This window comes from Pseudomonas meliae (genome assembly GCF_001400515.1).
Lineage (GTDB): Bacteria > Pseudomonadota > Gammaproteobacteria > Pseudomonadales > Pseudomonadaceae > Aquipseudomonas > Aquipseudomonas amygdali.
Window position 1 is genome coordinate 43366 of the sequence record NZ_LJQT01000260.1, and the last position, 15976, is coordinate 59341.

General features: G+C 59.3%; 12 protein-coding genes, 1 pseudogene and 1 riboswitch. Of the genes and pseudogenes, 7 read left to right on the forward strand and 6 right to left on the reverse strand.

Going from position 1 to position 15976, the window contains the following annotated elements:
• Positions 1 to 18: 18 nt before the first annotated feature.
• From ALO64_RS12195 to ALO64_RS12205, 3 genes are read left to right on the forward strand one after another with little or no spacing between them, the layout of a single operon-like run.
• Positions 19 to 975 (forward strand): glycosyltransferase family protein, encoded by a 957-nt coding sequence (locus ALO64_RS12195; protein WP_044343230.1) that lies wholly within the window; start codon positions 19 to 21, stop codon positions 973 to 975.
• A 31-nt stretch (positions 976 to 1006) separates the two neighbouring features.
• Positions 1007 to 1780, forward strand: a complete 774-nt coding sequence (locus tag ALO64_RS12200; RefSeq protein ID WP_005743024.1) for a glycosyltransferase family 2 protein — start codon at positions 1007 to 1009, stop codon at positions 1778 to 1780.
• The gene (locus ALO64_RS12205) at positions 1770 to 2939 is read left to right on the forward strand and encodes an O-antigen ligase family protein (RefSeq protein WP_044343231.1); all 1170 of its coding nucleotides are present in this window, start codon (positions 1770 to 1772) and stop codon (positions 2937 to 2939) included. The genes ALO64_RS12200 and ALO64_RS12205 overlap by 11 nt, the downstream gene beginning before the upstream one ends.
• A 47-nt stretch (positions 2940 to 2986) precedes the next feature.
• Here ALO64_RS12205 and ALO64_RS12210 read toward each other — a convergent pair whose 3' ends face one another.
• Positions 2987 to 3625: a BUD32 family EKC/KEOPS complex subunit gene (locus ALO64_RS12210; protein WP_002551783.1), complete on the reverse strand. Its 639-nt coding sequence runs from the start codon at positions 3623 to 3625 to the stop codon at positions 2987 to 2989.
• 178 nt (positions 3626 to 3803) lie between these two features.
• Here ALO64_RS12210 and msbA point away from each other — a divergent pair, with 178 nt between their 5' ends.
• Both msbA and hldE read left to right on the forward strand, forming a co-directional pair.
• Entirely contained in the window at positions 3804 to 5606 is a 1803-nt protein-coding gene (msbA, locus tag ALO64_RS12215; protein WP_002551784.1) for a lipid A export permease/ATP-binding protein MsbA, read from the forward strand.
• Positions 5607 to 5733: 127 nt separating this feature from the next.
• The gene (hldE, locus tag ALO64_RS12220) at positions 5734 to 7158 is read left to right on the forward strand and encodes a bifunctional D-glycero-beta-D-manno-heptose-7-phosphate kinase/D-glycero-beta-D-manno-heptose 1-phosphate adenylyltransferase HldE (protein WP_044343232.1); all 1425 of its coding nucleotides are present in this window, start codon (positions 5734 to 5736) and stop codon (positions 7156 to 7158) included.
• Positions 7159 to 7205: 47 nt separating this feature from the next.
• Here hldE and ALO64_RS12225 read toward each other — a convergent pair whose 3' ends face one another.
• From ALO64_RS12225 to ALO64_RS12240, 4 genes and pseudogenes are all read right to left on the reverse strand, one after another.
• Entirely contained in the window at positions 7206 to 8162 is a 957-nt protein-coding gene (locus ALO64_RS12225) for a hypothetical protein (RefSeq protein WP_002551786.1), read from the reverse strand.
• A 36-nt stretch (positions 8163 to 8198) separates the two neighbouring features.
• Positions 8199 to 9014, reverse strand: a complete 816-nt coding sequence (locus ALO64_RS12230) for an aldo/keto reductase (protein ID WP_044343233.1) — start codon at positions 9012 to 9014, stop codon at positions 8199 to 8201.
• Positions 9011 to 10186 carry an NAD(P)/FAD-dependent oxidoreductase gene (locus tag ALO64_RS12235; RefSeq protein WP_002551788.1) on the reverse strand — a complete coding sequence of 392 codons (1176 nt, stop codon included), beginning with the start codon at positions 10184 to 10186 and terminating at the stop codon, positions 9011 to 9013. Before ALO64_RS12235 ends, ALO64_RS12230 begins: the two co-directional genes overlap by 4 nt.
• A 48-nt stretch (positions 10187 to 10234) precedes the next feature.
• A pseudogene (locus ALO64_RS12240) lies at positions 10235 to 10568 on the reverse strand (SMR family transporter).
• Between the two features lie 69 nt (positions 10569 to 10637).
• Between ALO64_RS12240 and waaA the strand changes: the two are divergent.
• Positions 10638 to 11918: a lipid IV(A) 3-deoxy-D-manno-octulosonic acid transferase gene (gene waaA, locus ALO64_RS12245; RefSeq protein WP_044343234.1), complete on the forward strand. Its 1281-nt coding sequence runs from the start codon at positions 10638 to 10640 to the stop codon at positions 11916 to 11918.
• Positions 11919 to 12083: 165 nt separating this feature from the next.
• Here the strand turns inward: waaA and ALO64_RS12250 are convergent, their stop codons facing one another.
• Entirely contained in the window at positions 12084 to 13523 is a 1440-nt protein-coding gene (locus ALO64_RS12250) for a TolC family outer membrane protein (RefSeq protein ID WP_044343235.1), read from the reverse strand.
• A 162-nt stretch (positions 13524 to 13685) separates the two neighbouring features.
• Positions 13686 to 13790: riboswitch (TPP riboswitch) on the forward strand.
• Between the two features lie 156 nt (positions 13791 to 13946).
• On the opposite strand from ALO64_RS12250, the gene thiC reads away from it, so the two are divergent.
• Positions 13947 to 15830, forward strand: a complete 1884-nt coding sequence (gene thiC, locus ALO64_RS12255; RefSeq protein ID WP_044343236.1) for a phosphomethylpyrimidine synthase ThiC — start codon at positions 13947 to 13949, stop codon at positions 15828 to 15830.
• The last annotated feature ends 146 nt before the right edge of the window (positions 15831 to 15976 follow it).

Consider the following 15976-nt stretch of genomic DNA (forward strand, 5'->3'; position numbering starts at 1 on the left):
AGTACTGCAAGGAAAACCATGAAAGTTCTACTTCTGGTCCAGAAAGAGCAGCGTGCGATTCTGGACCGTCTCTATGACGGCATCGCGGCACACTGCGAATGCGATGTGCGCTGGCTGAGTTCCGCGGAGCAACGCAACCTGCGTGGCTATTTCCGCCGCGAAGTGGACGTCAGCCGTTATGACCGGATCGTGTTTTTCCTGCGCTTCAAGCAGGAAGTGCGTCAGGTCGGGTTCATCCGCACGATTCCCAATCTGGTCATCCTTGAACACGATGCCTACCAGAACTACATTCCTTGCAAATACACCGGCAGGTTCAGTGCGCACTATCGCAAGCTGCCTTGGGCGCGGGTGATCTGCTCGGGGTTCATGGTCAGCGAGCGCCTGCGCCAGGAAGGCTTCGACGCGGTGTTCGTGCCCAAGGGCTATGACCAGAGCCTGTTGCAATTGCAGGCGCGTGAGCGTGACATCGAACTGGCGTTCGTGGGCAGCACCAACAGTGTGGCCTACAGCGGCCGCAAGGCGTTGCTGGATGAGTTGGGGCAGGTCGAGAATCTGCTCGTCACGCGTACCAAGTCCGGGGAAGAGTATTGCGACACCCTTAACCGCATCCGCTTTTTCGTCAGTGCCGATGTCGGCATGGGCGAGTACATGATCAAGAATTTCGAGGCCATGGTCTGCGGTTGCGTGCTACTGGCCTTTGATCAGGGCGCTGAAGAAAACCGCGCGCTGGGCTTTGTCGACATGCACAACATCGTGCTCTATCGCGACATTCCCCAGCTTCGTGAAAAGCTGGCGAAGTTGCGCGAGAACACCGTGCTGGCCAGCGAAATATCCTGTAATGGGCAGACTTTGGTCGAAGAACGCTTTACATTCCATGCCCTTGGAAAAGCCATCGTGGACGCAATGCATTCGCCGCTGCGCAGCATGCCGGCGATGAGCTGGCTCGATCGCCTGCGGTCACGGTTGGGATGGTAAGGAATTATGAATATTCAATGATTGGGAACGAATGATGGTATTCAGCGAAAACAGCGACATTACGCTGGTCGTCACCAGTTGTGGTCGATTCGACTTGTTGAAGCGCACCCTGGAAACGTTCGACCGTTTCAATACCGCGCCCATACGCCATGTGCTGATTACCGAAGACTCGGGTGATGCTCAGGTCCAGGCCTGTATTCCAGAACACTGGCGCCCGCATACACGTTTCATCATCAACAGTCCCAAGCTGGGGCAGATGCGCTCTGTCGATGCGGCCTATTCGTTGGTCGAGACATCCTGGGTTTTCCATTGCGAGGATGACTGGGATTTCTACCGCCCGCACTTCATCGAAGAATCAATGACGCTGCTCAAGCACGACCCTCAGGCATTGCAGGTCTGGTTGCGCAGCTACAATCATGATCTGCGTATTCACAGCCCCTATGTTTATCTGAACGAGCGTGAAGTGGTCGAAGGTATCCCGTTTTACAAGCTGGGCTCGCACAAGCCGGAGTGGCAGGGTTTTTCCTTCAATCCCGGGCTGCGCCGCCTGGCTGATTACCAGCAGCATGCACCGTATGCCGAGCATGGTGGCGAGAAGAAACTTTCACAATTATTCGCGTCGCAAAACCGTTACGCTCTGATTCTGGAAAATGATGCCGTATTGCACACCGGGTTCGGTGAGCATGTGGTGGTGCCGCAGGAGCGGCTCGACAAACAGCGTCGCAAGCGTCGTGATCGCGTCAAGCTGATCATCGCTGTGCTTGCTGGTCTGGTAACAGGTTGGTTGCTCAATAATGTCAGTTGACCGAATCACAATCCCCAGCAACAAAGTACAGACGTATTTCACCGTAGCGATTGTTGTCTTCCTGCTGAGTTTCATTCTTAACCCGTCAGCCAAGATCACCAACAATCTGTTTTACGCATTCACCGCCTTGCCGGGCTTGTTCTTCTTGATCAAGTACCGCAGCGCCGGGGTGTTTGCAGAGCCGCTGGGCATAGCCTGGGCTGTATTCATGGCGTGTTTTCTGGTGCCGGCGCTGCAAGCGCAGGAGTTCCAGTATTACAAGCATATTGTCTACGTCAGCCTGTTTGTCTTTGTCGTGGCCGGTATTACGGAAAACGGTTTCTTCCGGCGCGGTTTGTTCGTGCGCGGCATGTTCTGGGCCATCTGCCTGTACATTCTGCTCAGCAGCATTTACAGCTGGGGAACCGGGAAATTTGAGTTCGGTCAGCGTGTGGCCATTCTTCCGGGGCGTATGGAGAATGTGATCTACACCAGCGCATGGCTGGTTTGCAGCCTTGCCCTGGCACTGCCGCTATGGGCCAGAGAGCGGCGCTGGATTGAAGCGGTGTCTGCAGTTCTCGTTACTCTGGTGTTAACGGCTTTCGTCGTCCAGACCCGCACCGCGCTGGTGGGCGCAGCCTTCCTGTTTGCCATCTGCGCAGCGTATTCGCTTTACCGCTTTCCGCTGCGCACAGCAGTGGCCTTGGTGGTGACAGGCGTTGTGGCTGCCATAGGCTTCTGGCTTGTGAAAGATGAGCAGTGGGTCGCTCTGCTGATGGTCAGAGGCGACTCCTATCGCGTCGAGCTGTTTGAAATCATGACCGGTGAATGGCGTCGCTGCGGCTGGGTGCTGGGTTGTGGTGTCGATTTTTATACCACCCAGACTCTAACGGGCGGTATGCCCATCCAGCATCCACACAACATTTTCGTGTCGCTGGGGCTGTACACCGGCGCGGCTTCGCTGGTGATGTTTCTGGTCGTGATGGCGATGACGCTGTGGAACACCTTGCGCAACGGTGATGCCTGGGGCCTTTACCTGGCCTGTGCGCTGTTGATGCTCAACTTTGACGGTGGCCAGCTGGTCGGTAACCCGGATGAGCTTTGGGTGCTGGTATTGTTACCGGCAACGATGGTGCTGGGCCGTATTGTGCAGGCGCATCGGCTCAGGCAGCAGCAGTAAGATAAAAAATGGCCGCTTCGAAAGCGGCCATTCTTTTAGTGAAAGCGTTACTGAATAGCCTGGACCAGTTCGCTGGTGTCGCACAGGCTCTGAGCGCTCATGTAGCCATCCAGAAACGCCGGGTTGCCGTTATCCAGCAGCCATTGGCGATCCTCCTGATAGCGCAACATGTGCTTGAAGTTGCGCAAGCGCAGGCTTTTACGCAATGCGCGGCGATAGGTTTTCATGTCGGCAATGTCGATCAGGCCAAGGGTGCCTTCCGGTGTGAGGATAACGTTGCCCAGATGGGCCGAGCGAAAGTAGATGCCCTTTTCATGCAGGTGGGCAATGAAGCTTCCCAGTTGCCTGCGCAGCTTGTCGTCGGCCACCGCACTGCCCAATAGCTGGCGCAGGGTGAAGCCTGCCAGCGGATCATAATGCACTGCATCGCGCTCGATTTCGGCGATGCGGCTTACCGAGCGTATGCGCGGGCAGGGAATGCCGCGTTTGATCAGCGTTTCACAGTTGTCTGCGAAGCGTTGGGCATAGGGATACCAGGCTGCCGAGCTGACAAGGCGTTTGCGTCGAAACAATTTCAACATGGAGCCGTCACGCAGACGTAGTACTTTGTCGCCCGTGCCATCGGCTTCAAGCACTTCGGCACCTTGAACCAGATCAAGGTAATGGGCGTGGTCAAGCGCTTGCATCGATACTCCGGTTTTTACGCCCCAAGGGCTACTGGTCGTCATACAGAAGCCTGCTTTGCCGGTTTCAAGCAGCAATCAGAAACCTCAGGGAATGGACGAGCCGCCTATGTTACCGCAGCAGGCAGCCGCGAAAACCGCTGTGATACAATTCGGCCTCTTTTTAATACGACGGATTCTCATGACAACCTCCGAATCGTCCTCGACTTCCAGCGTGAAAATCTATTTCCGTCTGTTGTCTTATGTGCGTCCGTATGTGGGCATCTTCCTGCTCAGCATCATTGGTTTCGTGATCTTCGCCTCGACCCAGCCGATGCTTGCCGGCATCCTGAAATACTTCGTCGATGGCCTGACCAACCCTGAAGCCGTGCTGTTCCCCAATGTGCCTTATCTGCGTGAGCTGCAACTGTTGCAGGCAGTGCCGTTGCTGATCGTTCTGATCGCCGCATGGCAGGGGCTTGGCTCTTTCCTGGGTAACTACTTCCTGGCCAAGGTGTCTCTCGGGTTGGTCCATGACCTGCGGGTGGAGCTGTTCAACAAGTTGCTGGTACTGCCCAATCGTTACTTCGATACGACCAACTCCGGCCACCTGATTTCGCGTATCACGTTCAACGTCACGATGGTCACCGGTGCCGCCACCGATGCCATCAAAGTGGTGATTCGTGAAGGGCTGACCGTGGTGTTCCTGTTCATCTACCTGTTGATGATGAACTGGAAGCTGACTCTGGTCATGCTCGCCATCCTGCCGCTGATTGCCGTCATGGTCGGCAGTGCAAGCAAGAAATTCCGCAAGCAGAGCAAGAAGATTCAGGTAGCGATGGGCGATGTTACGCACGTTGCCTCGGAAACCATTCAGGGCTATCGCGTGGTACGCAGCTTCGGTGGCGAGTCCTACGAACAGAACCGCTTCGCTCAGGCCAGTGACAGCAACACGCGCAAACAACTGCGCATGACCAAAACCGGTGCCATCTATACGCCGATGCTGCAACTGGTGATCTACAGCGCCATGGCAGTGCTGATGTTTCTGGTGCTGTTCCTGCGAGGCGATGCTACCGCGGGCGATCTGGTTGCCTATATCACTGCTGCCGGTCTGCTGCCCAAGCCGATTCGCCAGCTGTCGGAAGTCAGTTCGACGATCCAGAAAGGCGTCGCTGGGGCCGAGAGCATCTTCGAACAACTGGACGTGGAAGAAGAAGTCGACACCGGCACGATCGAGCGTGATCGCGTGGCCGGCCACCTGGAGGTGAAGAACCTCAGCTTCTTCTACCCGCAGACCGAGCGTCAGGTGTTGAACGACATCAGTTTCTCCGCAGCGCCTGGGCAGATGATTGCGCTGGTAGGCCGTTCCGGCAGCGGTAAATCGACCCTGGCCAATCTGATACCGCGTTTTTACGGGCACGAGATGGGCAACATCCTGCTCGATGGCGTTGAAGTCAATGATTACCGCCTGCGCAACCTGCGCAGGCACATCGCCCAGGTCAACCAGAACGTCACGCTGTTCAACGACACGATCGCCAACAACATTGCCTATGGCGATCTGGCAGGTGCTCCACGTGCCGACATCGAAGCGGCCGCCGCCGATGCCTATGCCAAAGAGTTCATCGACCAGTTGCCGCAGGGGTTCGATACTCAGGTGGGCGAAAACGGCGTGCTGCTGTCCGGTGGTCAGCGGCAGCGTCTGGCCATTGCTCGCGCACTGCTTAAAAACGCACCGCTGCTGATCCTCGACGAAGCTACGTCGGCGCTCGACACCGAGTCCGAACGCCACATCCAGGCGGCCCTGGATCACGTCATGAAGGGCCGAACCACGCTAGTCATCGCTCACCGCCTTTCGACCATCGAAAAGGCCGACATGATTCTGGTCATGGACGCCGGGCAGATCGTCGAGCGCGGCACGCATACCGAGCTGTTGGCACAGAACGGCTATTACGCCCGTCTGCATGCCATGGGTCTGGACGAGCCGGCACCTGTCGGGGCAGTCTGACCTCGCTCTCACCGGGCGGGCCCCTGCGGCCTGCCTGCCTTCGGGCGGTGTGATTCAACAGCCTGTCGGTTATAAACCCCTGTGCTAAGATTCCGCCCCTGTCTATTTTTAAAGTACGGGTAGTTCCATGAAGTTATCCATGCCGCGCTTTGATCAGGCCCCTGTCCTGGTGGTTGGCGATGTGATGCTCGACAGATACTGGCATGGCGGCACCTCGCGTATTTCCCCTGAAGCGCCGGTGCCTGTGGTCAAGGTCGATCAAATCGAAGACCGTCCGGGCGGCGCTGCCAACGTGGCCTTGAACATCGCTGCACTGGGCGCACCGGCTTCGCTGGTCGGTGTGACGGGTGACGACGAGGCCGCAGAAAGTCTGGCCAACAGCCTGAAAGCAGCGGGTGTGCTGGCGCGTTTTCAGCGCATTGCCAATCAGCCCACTATCGTCAAGCTGCGTGTTATCAGTCGCCATCAGCAGCTACTGCGTATCGACTTCGAAGAGGCGTTCAATACTGACCCGCTGGCACTGAGTGCAGAGGTCTACAGCCTGCTGGATGGCATCAAGGTGCTGGTCCTGTCCGATTACGGCAAGGGCGCGCTGAGAAACCATCAGGCACTGATTCAGGCTGCCCGCAAACGCGGAATCCCGGTGTTGGCTGATCCCAAGGGCAAGGATTTCACGATTTATCGCGGTGCCAGCCTGATTACGCCGAACCTCAGCGAATTCGAAGCCATCGTAGGGCATTGTGAAGACGAGGCACAGCTGGTCACCAAAGGCGCGCAGCTGATGCAGGAGCTTGACCTGGGCGCTCTGCTGGTGACCCGTGGTGAACATGGCATGACCCTGCTGCGTCCTGATCAGCAGGCGCTGCATCTGCCAGCCCGCGCTCGCGAAGTGTTCGATGTGACCGGCGCCGGTGACACGGTAATTTCCACTCTCGCAGCAGCGATTGCTGCGGGCGAGGAACTGCCGCATGCGGTGGCGCTGGCCAATCTGGCAGCAGGCATTGTGGTCGGCAAGCTGGGTACAGCAGCCATCAGCGCCCCGGAACTGCGCCGCGCCATTCAGCGTGAAGAAGGTTCCGAGCGCGGCGTGCTGGGGCTGGAGCAACTATTGCTGGCGGTCGATGATGCGCGCGCGCACAAAGAGAAAATCGTCTTCACCAATGGCTGCTTCGACATCCTCCACGCGGGTCATGTGACCTACCTGGAGCAGGCGCGCGCGCAGGGTGATCGTCTGATCGTTGCCGTCAACGATGATGCGTCTGTCAGCCGCCTGAAAGGGCCGGGCCGTCCGATCAACAGTGTCGACCGGCGTATGGCCGTGCTGGCAGGGTTGGGTGCAGTGGACTGGGTGATCAGCTTCCCTGAAGGCACCCCTGAAAATCTGCTGAGTCACGTCAAACCGGACGTACTGGTAAAGGGCGGTGATTACGGCGTTGACCAGGTGGTCGGTGCCGATATCGTCCATGCGTACGGTGGCGATGTGCGTGTGTTGGGGCTGGTGGAAAACAGCTCGACTACGGCAATTGTCGAGAAGATCCGCGGGCAGGGATAGTTTTTAGCTGCAAGCCGTAAGCCAAGGCAAATCAAAAGGCTTGAGGCTCATAGCTTGCCGCTCATGGCGTGCAGCAGCTCACGGGCTTTTCCGGTCAGGCGTTTCAGTCCTGACTTCTTCGCCGGTGGGGCCATGCCCTGCTGGCGTAGCCAGTCTTTCCAGCGAATTCGTTCCTCACGCACGATCCAGCCATCCTGCGCGGCGAAACTTTCGGCCAGGTACAGCCCTCGGGTGCCAGCCGGGATCAGTTTGTCGCGCTTGAGCGTGTACAGCTCGGGCAGCGGCACTCCATTTTCCAGCGGCATCAGGTACAGGTCGGGTTTGCTGCGGTTGAGGCGGGCGACCAGTTGATCGTTTTCAAGCACTTCATCAACATGGAAAAGGCTGACCGGGCGCGCTTCCTTGGGGATTTCCAGACGCATGTCGTAAATCAGCTGCAAGGACGCGGTGGGTAAATGCACATAAGCCCGTGGGCGTTCCAGCAGTGTCAGGCTGCCGCTTCGCACCGGCCGCGCTGCGCCGGAGAGCGGGCTCAGACGAAAGGGCATGGCCTCGCGATAATGCAGCGCAGCGGCATATGGCGCAGGCAGCCAGGTCTCTTTGAACAGTCCACTCAGCCAGCCCTGAGGCGTTTCGATCATGCACTCTTCGGCCACTTCCTGAATGGCGGTATGCAGTGGCAGGGTCAGTTCGTGGGCCGGCACATAACCCGAGATCAGCTTGAGTACGACGTCGCCACGGTCCTGGCGACGCTGGCGAACCAGCACCCAGTAATCGCGATTCTGCCAGCTGACGGTAAGGCGAACGGACACCCCCAGATTGGCAAGCTCGGTGGAGAAACGTTCGGTGTCTGGCACGTCGATCTTGCGCCGCCGCTGCAAGGTCTGCGCGAAGTTCATCGGCATGCCGATGCTCTGGTAGCTCAGGCCTTCCGGCGTGGCCTCGACAAACAGCGGCAGGGTCTTGAAGTTGCTGGGGTTCTTGCGGATCAGTGTTCGCGGCATAACGGCTCCTTCTTGCGTTGGGGTCGGCCGCCTCAATCAGGCTTGACGGCAAATCACGGCAGCGGCAGTTGCAACGTTGTGCGCCAGGTGCAACGGATTGATGGTGCCGACAATAGCACTGGCTACCGCCGGATGTTTAAACAGTAGCTGAAAACTGGCCTGCACCGGGTCTGTGCCCGGCGTCAGACAGACATGACCGCTGGCCAGCGCTTTCTTCACCAGGATGCCTTTGCCGTGGGCGGCAGCGTAATCCAGCACCGGTTTCTCGCCTTGCTCGTTGAGGTTGTAGGTGACCATCGCACAATCCCCCTCGCGCAATGCCAACAGGCCGCCTTCGACCGTCTTGCCGGAAAAGCCGAAGCCGCGAATCTTGCCTTCGCGCTTGAGGTCGGCGAGGGTCTGATACACCTCGGCCTCGTTGAGGATCGCCAGGTCGTTGCCGTCCGAATGCACCAGCACCAGATCGAGAAAATCGGTTTCAAGTCGTTTCAGGCTGCGCTCGACCGATTTGCGGGTGTGCTCAGCGCTGAAGTCATGGCTCGACTTACCGTTGTCGAATTCTTCGCCGACCTTGCTGACAATCACCCAGTCCTGGCGCTGACCGCGCAGCAGCGGTCCCAGGCGCTCTTCGCTGGTGCCATAGGCGGGTGCAGTGTCGATCAGGTTGATGCCCATGTCGCGAGCCATGCGCAGCAGCATCTGCGCCTGCTGGTCATCGGGAATCTTGAAGCCGCTGGGGTATTTGACGCCTTGGTCGCGGCCCAGTTTGACGGTGCCCAGGCCAAGGGGCGATACGCTCAGGCCGCTATTGCCGAGCGGGCGATGCAGGTCGTGCAGGGTTTTCAGGCTCATGGCAGCAGCTCATCCCAGACAGGTATGGCCATCGGCGGCCTTGGTACATCAACCAGTGGTGACTGCGGTGTCGGATGGATGCCATCTCTCGAAAGCTGCGACAGAACCCGGTCAGCGAAGTCCGGAGCCAGTGCCAGTTTGGTCGGCCAGCCAACCATCAGGCGACGCTGGCTGTCGAGAAAGGCGTTGTCTGGCCGCACCAGCCCCGACTGGGCAGGCTCGGCGCGGTCCACGCGCAGGGTCGCCCATTGTGCCTGACTCAGGTCGACCCACGGCAGCAGGGCTTCAAGCTCCTTGCGGGCGACGGCGATCTGCGCGTCCGGCTCGCGCACCACGCCCTCGGCCTCAGCCAGATCGCCACCCAGGTACCACACGCACTGGCCGTCAGCCGCAGGGTGGGTGGTGACCGTGATGCGCGGCTTGGGACCGCCACCCAGGCAGTGGGCGAACAGCGGTTTCAGGGTCGGGCCCTTGACCAGCACCATGTGCAACGGGCGGCGCTGCATCTGCGGTTGCGATACGCCAAGTGCATTGAGCAGGTCGGCGTTGCCACCGCCAGCACTGAGTACGATGCGCTGGGCATGAATATCGCGCCCATCGACGCGCAGCCCGACCAGCTCATCGCCCTCGTACAGCGGCTCAACATTCTGACCGGCCAGCAGGCTGTCACCGGCCAGCTCGGCGAGTCGCTCGATCAGGCTCGGCACATCGACCACCAGTTCCGCGAGACGATAGACCTTGCCCTTGAATTTGGGGTTTTGCAGTGCGGGCGGTAATTGCTCGCCCTTGACCTGATCCACACGGCCGCGCACCGCCTTGCTGGCGAAGAAGCTGGTGAGATTGCCGGCGATGGTGCCTGGCGACCACAAGTAGTGGGCCTCGGACAGCAGGCGTACACCGGAGAGGTCCAGCTCGCCTTTGCCATCGAGAGCTTCACGCCAGCGGCGCGGCATATCGGCGATGGCCTCGGAGGCACCGGAAAGCGCGCCGTGCAGCGCGTACTTGGCACCGCCGTGGATGATCCCCTGAGACTTGAGGCTTTGCCCGCCACCCAGGCTGGCGCTTTCTACCAGCACTGTCGAGAACCCTTGACGACGCAACCGGGCGTTGAGCCATAGACCGGCTACGCCAGCCCCGACAATCAGCACGTCAGTGGAAATAACCGATGGCATGAGCACCTCAGTGAGCAAAAAGTACGAGCATTATAAAGGATCGGCTTTTCAATGCCCGGCGGTTTTCGAGAACAGCTGGATGACGGCTACGCCAGCCACAATCATGCCCATGCCCAACAACGCGGGCAGGTCGAGTTTCTGGCCGTAGATGAAGAACGCCGCAATGCTCACCATGACAATGCCCATGCCCGACCAGATGGCGTAGGTGATGCCGACCGGGATCGTGCGCATCACCAGAATCAGCATCCAGAATGCAATCGCATAACCAGTGATCAGCAGCAACAGCGGCAGGGGAGTGCTGAACCCTTTCACGGCTTTCATGAGAAGTAGTGGCGATGACTTCCGCGCAAACGGCGATAGCCAGCAGGTAATAAGCGTTCATGGTGCATTCCTTTTCGTCAGGCTGCGCATTCTAGCGACTTGTGATGGCGGGCTGATAAACTCCGCGCCCATGACTAGAACCCTTTATACCCTACTGTTTCATCTCGGCCTGCCACTGGTTGCCCTGCGCCTGTGGTTACGTGCGCGCAAGGCTCCGGCATATCGCCAACGCATCGGCGAGCGGTTCGCCAGCGGCCTGCCTGCCATGCAGCGCGGTGGTATCTGGGTGCATGCGGTGTCAGTGGGCGAAAGCATCGCGGTCGCGCCGATGATTCGCGCGCTGCTGCTGCAATACCCCCAACTGCCGATCACTGTGACTTGCATGACGCCCACAGGTTCGGAACGAATCATGGCGCTGTTCGCCAGCGAACCGCGCATTCAGCATTGCTACCTGCCGTATGACTTGCCTTGGGCGGCAGGGCGTTTTCTCGATCATGTGCAGCCCCGGCTGGGCATCATCATGGAAACCGAGCTGTGGCCCAACCACATCCACCAATGCGCCCTGCGCGGGATCCCCGTGGTGCTCGCCAATGCGCGGCTTTCGGAGCGCTCGGCGAGGGGCTACGCACGTTTTGCCAAGCTTGCCCGGTCGATGCTGGCGCAAATGGCCTGGTTCGCGGTGCAGACAGAAGTCGAGGCGCAGCGCTTTCGTGATCTGGGCGCGCGTCCCGAGTGCGTTGCAGTGACCGGTTCGATCAAGTTCGACCTGAGTATTGACCCGCAATTGCTGGAACGTGCCGCGCACTTGCGTGAGCAATGGCAGGCGACGCAGCGTCCGGTATGGATCGCCGCCAGCACCCATGCAGGCGAGGATGAAAGCGTTCTTTCAGCTCATCGCACGTTATTGACGAGCCATCCTGATGCGCTGCTGATCCTGGTGCCGCGTCATCCCGAGCGTTTCGACAGCGTGCATGCGCTGTGTCAGCAGCAGGGTTTTGCGACGGTTCGGCGCTCATCCGCGCAGGCTGTCACGCCGGACGTCTCGGTGCTGATGGGCGATACCATGGGCGAATTGCTGTTTCTCTATGCGCTGGCGGATATCGCTTTTGTGGGCGGCAGCCTGGTGCCTAACGGCGGCCACAACCTGCTGGAGCCTGCTGCGCTGGCCAAACCGGTGCTCAGCGGCCCGCACCTGTTCAACTTCCTCGAGATTGCCGCCATGCTGCGCACTGCCGGTGCGTTGCAAGAGGTCAGCGATGCGACCACGCTGGCCGCCGCCGTGCAGGGGCTTTTCGACCAGCCACAGCAGGCTCGCAGCATGGCCGATGCAGGGCTGGCTGTGATGAAGGCCAATCAGGGCGCGCTGCAACGCCTGCTCGACGGGATCGGGCGGTTGATGGGCAGGCGCTGAGTCGGAGGACGCGGAGCGTCCAGAACTGCATGCCGACGCAGAGCGTCGGCACGATAGTTGAGCTCGTCCAGACGCCTATCGTTCCTCACGNNCTCCGCGTCACAAATCTGCGTCGCGCTGCATGACTTGAAGTCGGGCGCAGAGCATCCAGATCGGTCAGCAATCTCAGCGCTTTGCAGGTCGCTCGAAGTTCTTCTGCGCGGCGGTTGCCAGGTCGGGCGGAAGGAAGTCCTTGTCCGGGTTGTAGTCAGCCTTCAGGTAGCGTGACAGATCCTGCAGGTCGCCCGGGCTCAGGGTGCCAGCTGCCTGCTTGAGGCGCAGGTTGTCGAGGATGTAGTCATAGCGCGTGTTGTTGTAGTCACGCACCGAGGCATACAACTGGCGCTGCGCATCCAGCACGTCGACGATGTTGCGGGTGCCCACCTGATAACCGATTTCGGTGGCTTCCAGCGCGCTCTGGTTGGAGATGATCGACTGTTTGCGGGCCTGGACCTGCTCGACATCGGTATTCACCGCCCGGTGCAGATTACGCGTGTTTTCCACCACCTGACGACGCAGGCTTTCACGGCGTTGCTCGCTCTGGCTCAGGCGCGCATAGGCTTCGCGTACCTGTGAACTGGTCAGGCCACCGCTGTAGATCGGGATATTCAACTGCACACCAATACTGCGCTGCTCGACGTCGCCGCCATAATTGCGCCCGGTGTAGTTAGGGTTGCTGAAACCCAGTGCGTCGTTGTCGCCATGCTGATAAGTCGCCACGGCATCGAGTGTCGGGGCATGCCCGGCCTTGCGCTGACGCAGGGTCTCCTCGGCAGCGTTGACGGCGTAGTTACTGGCCAGCAGGTTGAGGTTCTGTTGTGCTGCGGTGTCGACCCAGGCCTTGGCATCGTTCGGCGTTGGCGCCAGCACAGGCAAGGTATGCACGATGCCTTCGATGGAGTTGTATCCCCGATTGGTCAGCGTCACCAGGGCTTGAAACGCATCATCCACCTGGCGCTTGGCGAGAATCCTGCTGGCACGCGAGGTGTCGTAGCTGGCCTGCGCCTGCAACACGTCGGTCTTGTCCGACAGGCCGACATCGAAACGCTCGTTGGCCTGATCGAGCTGGCGTTTGAACGCTGCCTCCTCGGCCTTGGTCGAGGCCAGATTGTCCTGGGCGCGCAGCACGCTGAAATAGCTTTGTGCCGCTTGCAGGATCAGGTTCTGCTCGGTAGCCGACAGCTCTAGTGCCGCCTGCTCGTTGCTCGCCTCGGCGGCCTGCAACTGGAACCAGCGGTCGGCACGGAAGATCGGCTGGCTCAGGGTGGCTTGATAGACGTTACCGCTACGGGTGGCCACGGCTCTGGGCTGGTCGATACTGGTGCGGGTATTGTTGCTTTGTGCGCTGCCGGAAATGTTCGGCAGCAAACCGGCGCGGGCCTGCGGTACGGCTTCCTTGCGGGCATCGTAATCGGCGCGGGATGCCGCAAGGTCGGCATTGTTGTCCACCGCCTTCTGATAGACATTCAGCAGACCTGTCTGGGTCGGCAGTGGCATATCGGCTGCCCACGTCAGGCCGCTGGACGCAAACGAAACGGCCACAACCAACGAAAGTTTGCGCAGCATGAGGCATTCCCTGTTCATGAAGAAAGTAATCACGGTTTAAAGAGAAACCGGGTTAGCGAGTGTAGAGCCAGACTCTTTTAGCAACAATCGGCGATTTGCGCCATTTATCGAGCCCTGTGCAAATAGGTTGGCATTGCGACCGCGCCCCGGCATAGACTGATCGCGTTCTTGTCGGGGTGCCTTGCTATGAGGCTGAGATCGGTTAAACCGGATCCCGTTGAACCTGATCAGGTTAGCGCCTGCGTAGGGAACAAGATTTCTCGTCTCCCGGCGAGTCCTCTTGAGTATCGTCCGGGGTCGATTGTTCAAAAAATGAACAGCGTACGTCTCCTTTCGATACTCAGCACCAGCACTGGTGCACCCGTCCGTCACGTCAGGTCACTCCGACAATAAATCCGCAACCGGATGTCTGGAGAGCCCGTGATGAGTACAACACTAAAAAACGCAGCCCATTTGAGCGAGTCGGCACAAGTCGATTCCGGATCGGTACAGCCGTTTACCCGTTCGCAGAAAATCTACGTTCAGGGCTCACGCCCGGACATCCGCGTGCCGATGCGCGAAATCACTCTGGACGTCACACCGACTGACTTCGGCGGTGAAATCAACGCGCCGGTCACGGTCTATGACACCTCCGGCCCGTACACCGACCCCAACGTGATCATCGACGTGCGTAAAGGCCTGGCGGATGTTCGCTCGCCGTGGATCGACTCGCGCAATGACACCGAGCGTCTGCCCGGCCTGAGTTCCAACTTCGGCCAGCAACGCCTGAGCGACGCCGAACTGACTGCGCTGCGCTTTGCTCATGTGCGCAACCCGCGCCGGGCCAAGGCGGGGGTCAACGTCAGCCAGATGCACTATGCGCGTCAGGGCATCATTACCGCCGAGATGGAATACGTCGCCATCCGCGAAAACATGAAGCTTCAGGAAGCCCGTGCCGCTGGCCTGCTGACCCAGCAACATGCGGGGCACAGCTTCGGCGCGAGCATCCCGAAGGAAATCACTGCCGAGTTCGTGCGCGAAGAGATCGCCCGTGGTCGCGCGATCATCCCGGCCAACATCAACCACGTCGAACTGGAACCGATGATTATCGGCCGTAACTTTCTGGTGAAGATCAACGGCAACATCGGTAACAGCGCGCTGGGATCTTCCATCGAAGAAGAAGTCGCCAAGCTGACCTGGGGCATTCGCTGGGGTTCTGACACGGTCATGGACCTGTCTACCGGCAAGCATATTCATGAAACCCGTGAATGGATCATCCGCAACTCGCCGGTGCCGATCGGCACTGTGCCGATCTATCAGACTCTGGAAAAAGTCGGCGGTGCGGTCGAGGACCTGACCTGGGAGCTGTTCCGCGACACACTGATCGAGCAGGCCGAGCAGGGCGTTGATTACTTCACCATCCACGCCGGTGTGTTGCTGCGTTATGTACCGCTGACCGCCAAACGTGTGACCGGGATTGTCAGCCGTGGTGGTTCAATCATGGCCAAGTGGTGCCTGGCGCATCATCAGGAAAACTTCCTGTACACCCATTTCGAAGACATTTGCGAAATCATGAAGGCTTATGACGTCAGCTTCTCGCTGGGCGATGGTTTGCGTCCTGGCTCGATTGCCGACGCCAACGATGCGGCGCAGTTCGGTGAGCTGGAAACCTTGGGTGAACTGACCAAGATCGCCTGGAAGCACGACGTGCAGACCATGATCGAAGGCCCCGGTCATGTGCCGATGCAGTTGATCAAGGAAAACATGGACAAGCAGCTGGAATGCTGCGACGAAGCGCCGTTTTACACTCTGGGCCCGCTGACCACCGATATTGCGCCGGGGTATGACCACATCACGTCGGGCATCGGTGCCGCGATGATTGGCTGGTTCGGTTGCGCCATGCTGTGCTACGTCACGCCCAAAGAGCACCTGGGGCTGCCGAATAAGGATGACGTGAAGACTGGGATCATCACCTACAAGATCGCTGCCCACGCAGCGGACCTTGCCAAAGGCCATCCAGGGGCGCAGGTCCGTGATAACGCCTTGAGCAAGGCGCGTTTCGAGTTCCGCTGGGAAGACCAGTTCAACCTTGGCCTGGACCCGGACACCGCACGCTCTTACCACGACGAAACCCTGCCCAAGGACTCGGCCAAGGTCGCGCATTTCTGTTCCATGTGCGGGCCGAAATTCTGCTCGATGAAAATCACTCAGGAAGTACGCGAGTACGCCGCCAACCAGCGGATCGAAGCAGTCGATGTCGCCAAAGGCCTGGCCGAGCAGGCCGAGCGCTTCAAGCAGGAAGGCAGCCAGTTGTACAAGAAGGTGTAGAAAGCGGTACGTGCACGACAGAACACCGCTAGCGGTTATCGCTACGCTCCAGCATTGGGCTTTACGACTCGGAGCGTCGTACGATAGTTGCGATTATCGTTCCGCACGCTCCCGCGTGGGAATGCAGGTCTCGACGCTCTGCGTCG

Bases quoted from the DNA above. Each gene is read 5' to 3' on its own strand.
- ALO64_RS12195 (WP_044343230.1), top strand. From the start codon at position 19: ATGAAAGTTCTACTTCTGGTCCAGAAAGAGCAGCGTGCGATTCTGGAC.
- ALO64_RS12200 (WP_005743024.1), top strand. From the start codon at position 1,007: ATGATGGTATTCAGCGAAAACAGCGACATTACGCTGGTCGTCACCAGT.
- ALO64_RS12205 (WP_044343231.1), top strand. From the start codon at position 1,770: ATGTCAGTTGACCGAATCACAATCCCCAGCAACAAAGTACAGACGTAT.
- ALO64_RS12210 (WP_002551783.1), bottom strand. From the start codon at position 3,625: ATGCAAGCGCTTGACCACGCCCATTACCTTGATCTGGTTCAAGGTGCC.
- msbA (WP_002551784.1), top strand. From the start codon at position 3,804: ATGACAACCTCCGAATCGTCCTCGACTTCCAGCGTGAAAATCTATTTC.
- hldE (WP_044343232.1), top strand. From the start codon at position 5,734: ATGAAGTTATCCATGCCGCGCTTTGATCAGGCCCCTGTCCTGGTGGTT.
- ALO64_RS12225 (WP_002551786.1), bottom strand. From the start codon at position 8,162: ATGCCGCGAACACTGATCCGCAAGAACCCCAGCAACTTCAAGACCCTG.
- ALO64_RS12230 (WP_044343233.1), bottom strand. From the start codon at position 9,014: ATGAGCCTGAAAACCCTGCACGACCTGCATCGCCCGCTCGGCAATAGC.
- ALO64_RS12235 (WP_002551788.1), bottom strand. From the start codon at position 10,186: ATGCCATCGGTTATTTCCACTGACGTGCTGATTGTCGGGGCTGGCGTA.
- waaA (WP_044343234.1), top strand. From the start codon at position 10,638: ATGACTAGAACCCTTTATACCCTACTGTTTCATCTCGGCCTGCCACTG.
- ALO64_RS12250 (WP_044343235.1), bottom strand. From the start codon at position 13,523: ATGCTGCGCAAACTTTCGTTGGTTGTGGCCGTTTCGTTTGCGTCCAGC.
- thiC (WP_044343236.1), top strand. From the start codon at position 13,947: ATGAGTACAACACTAAAAAACGCAGCCCATTTGAGCGAGTCGGCACAA.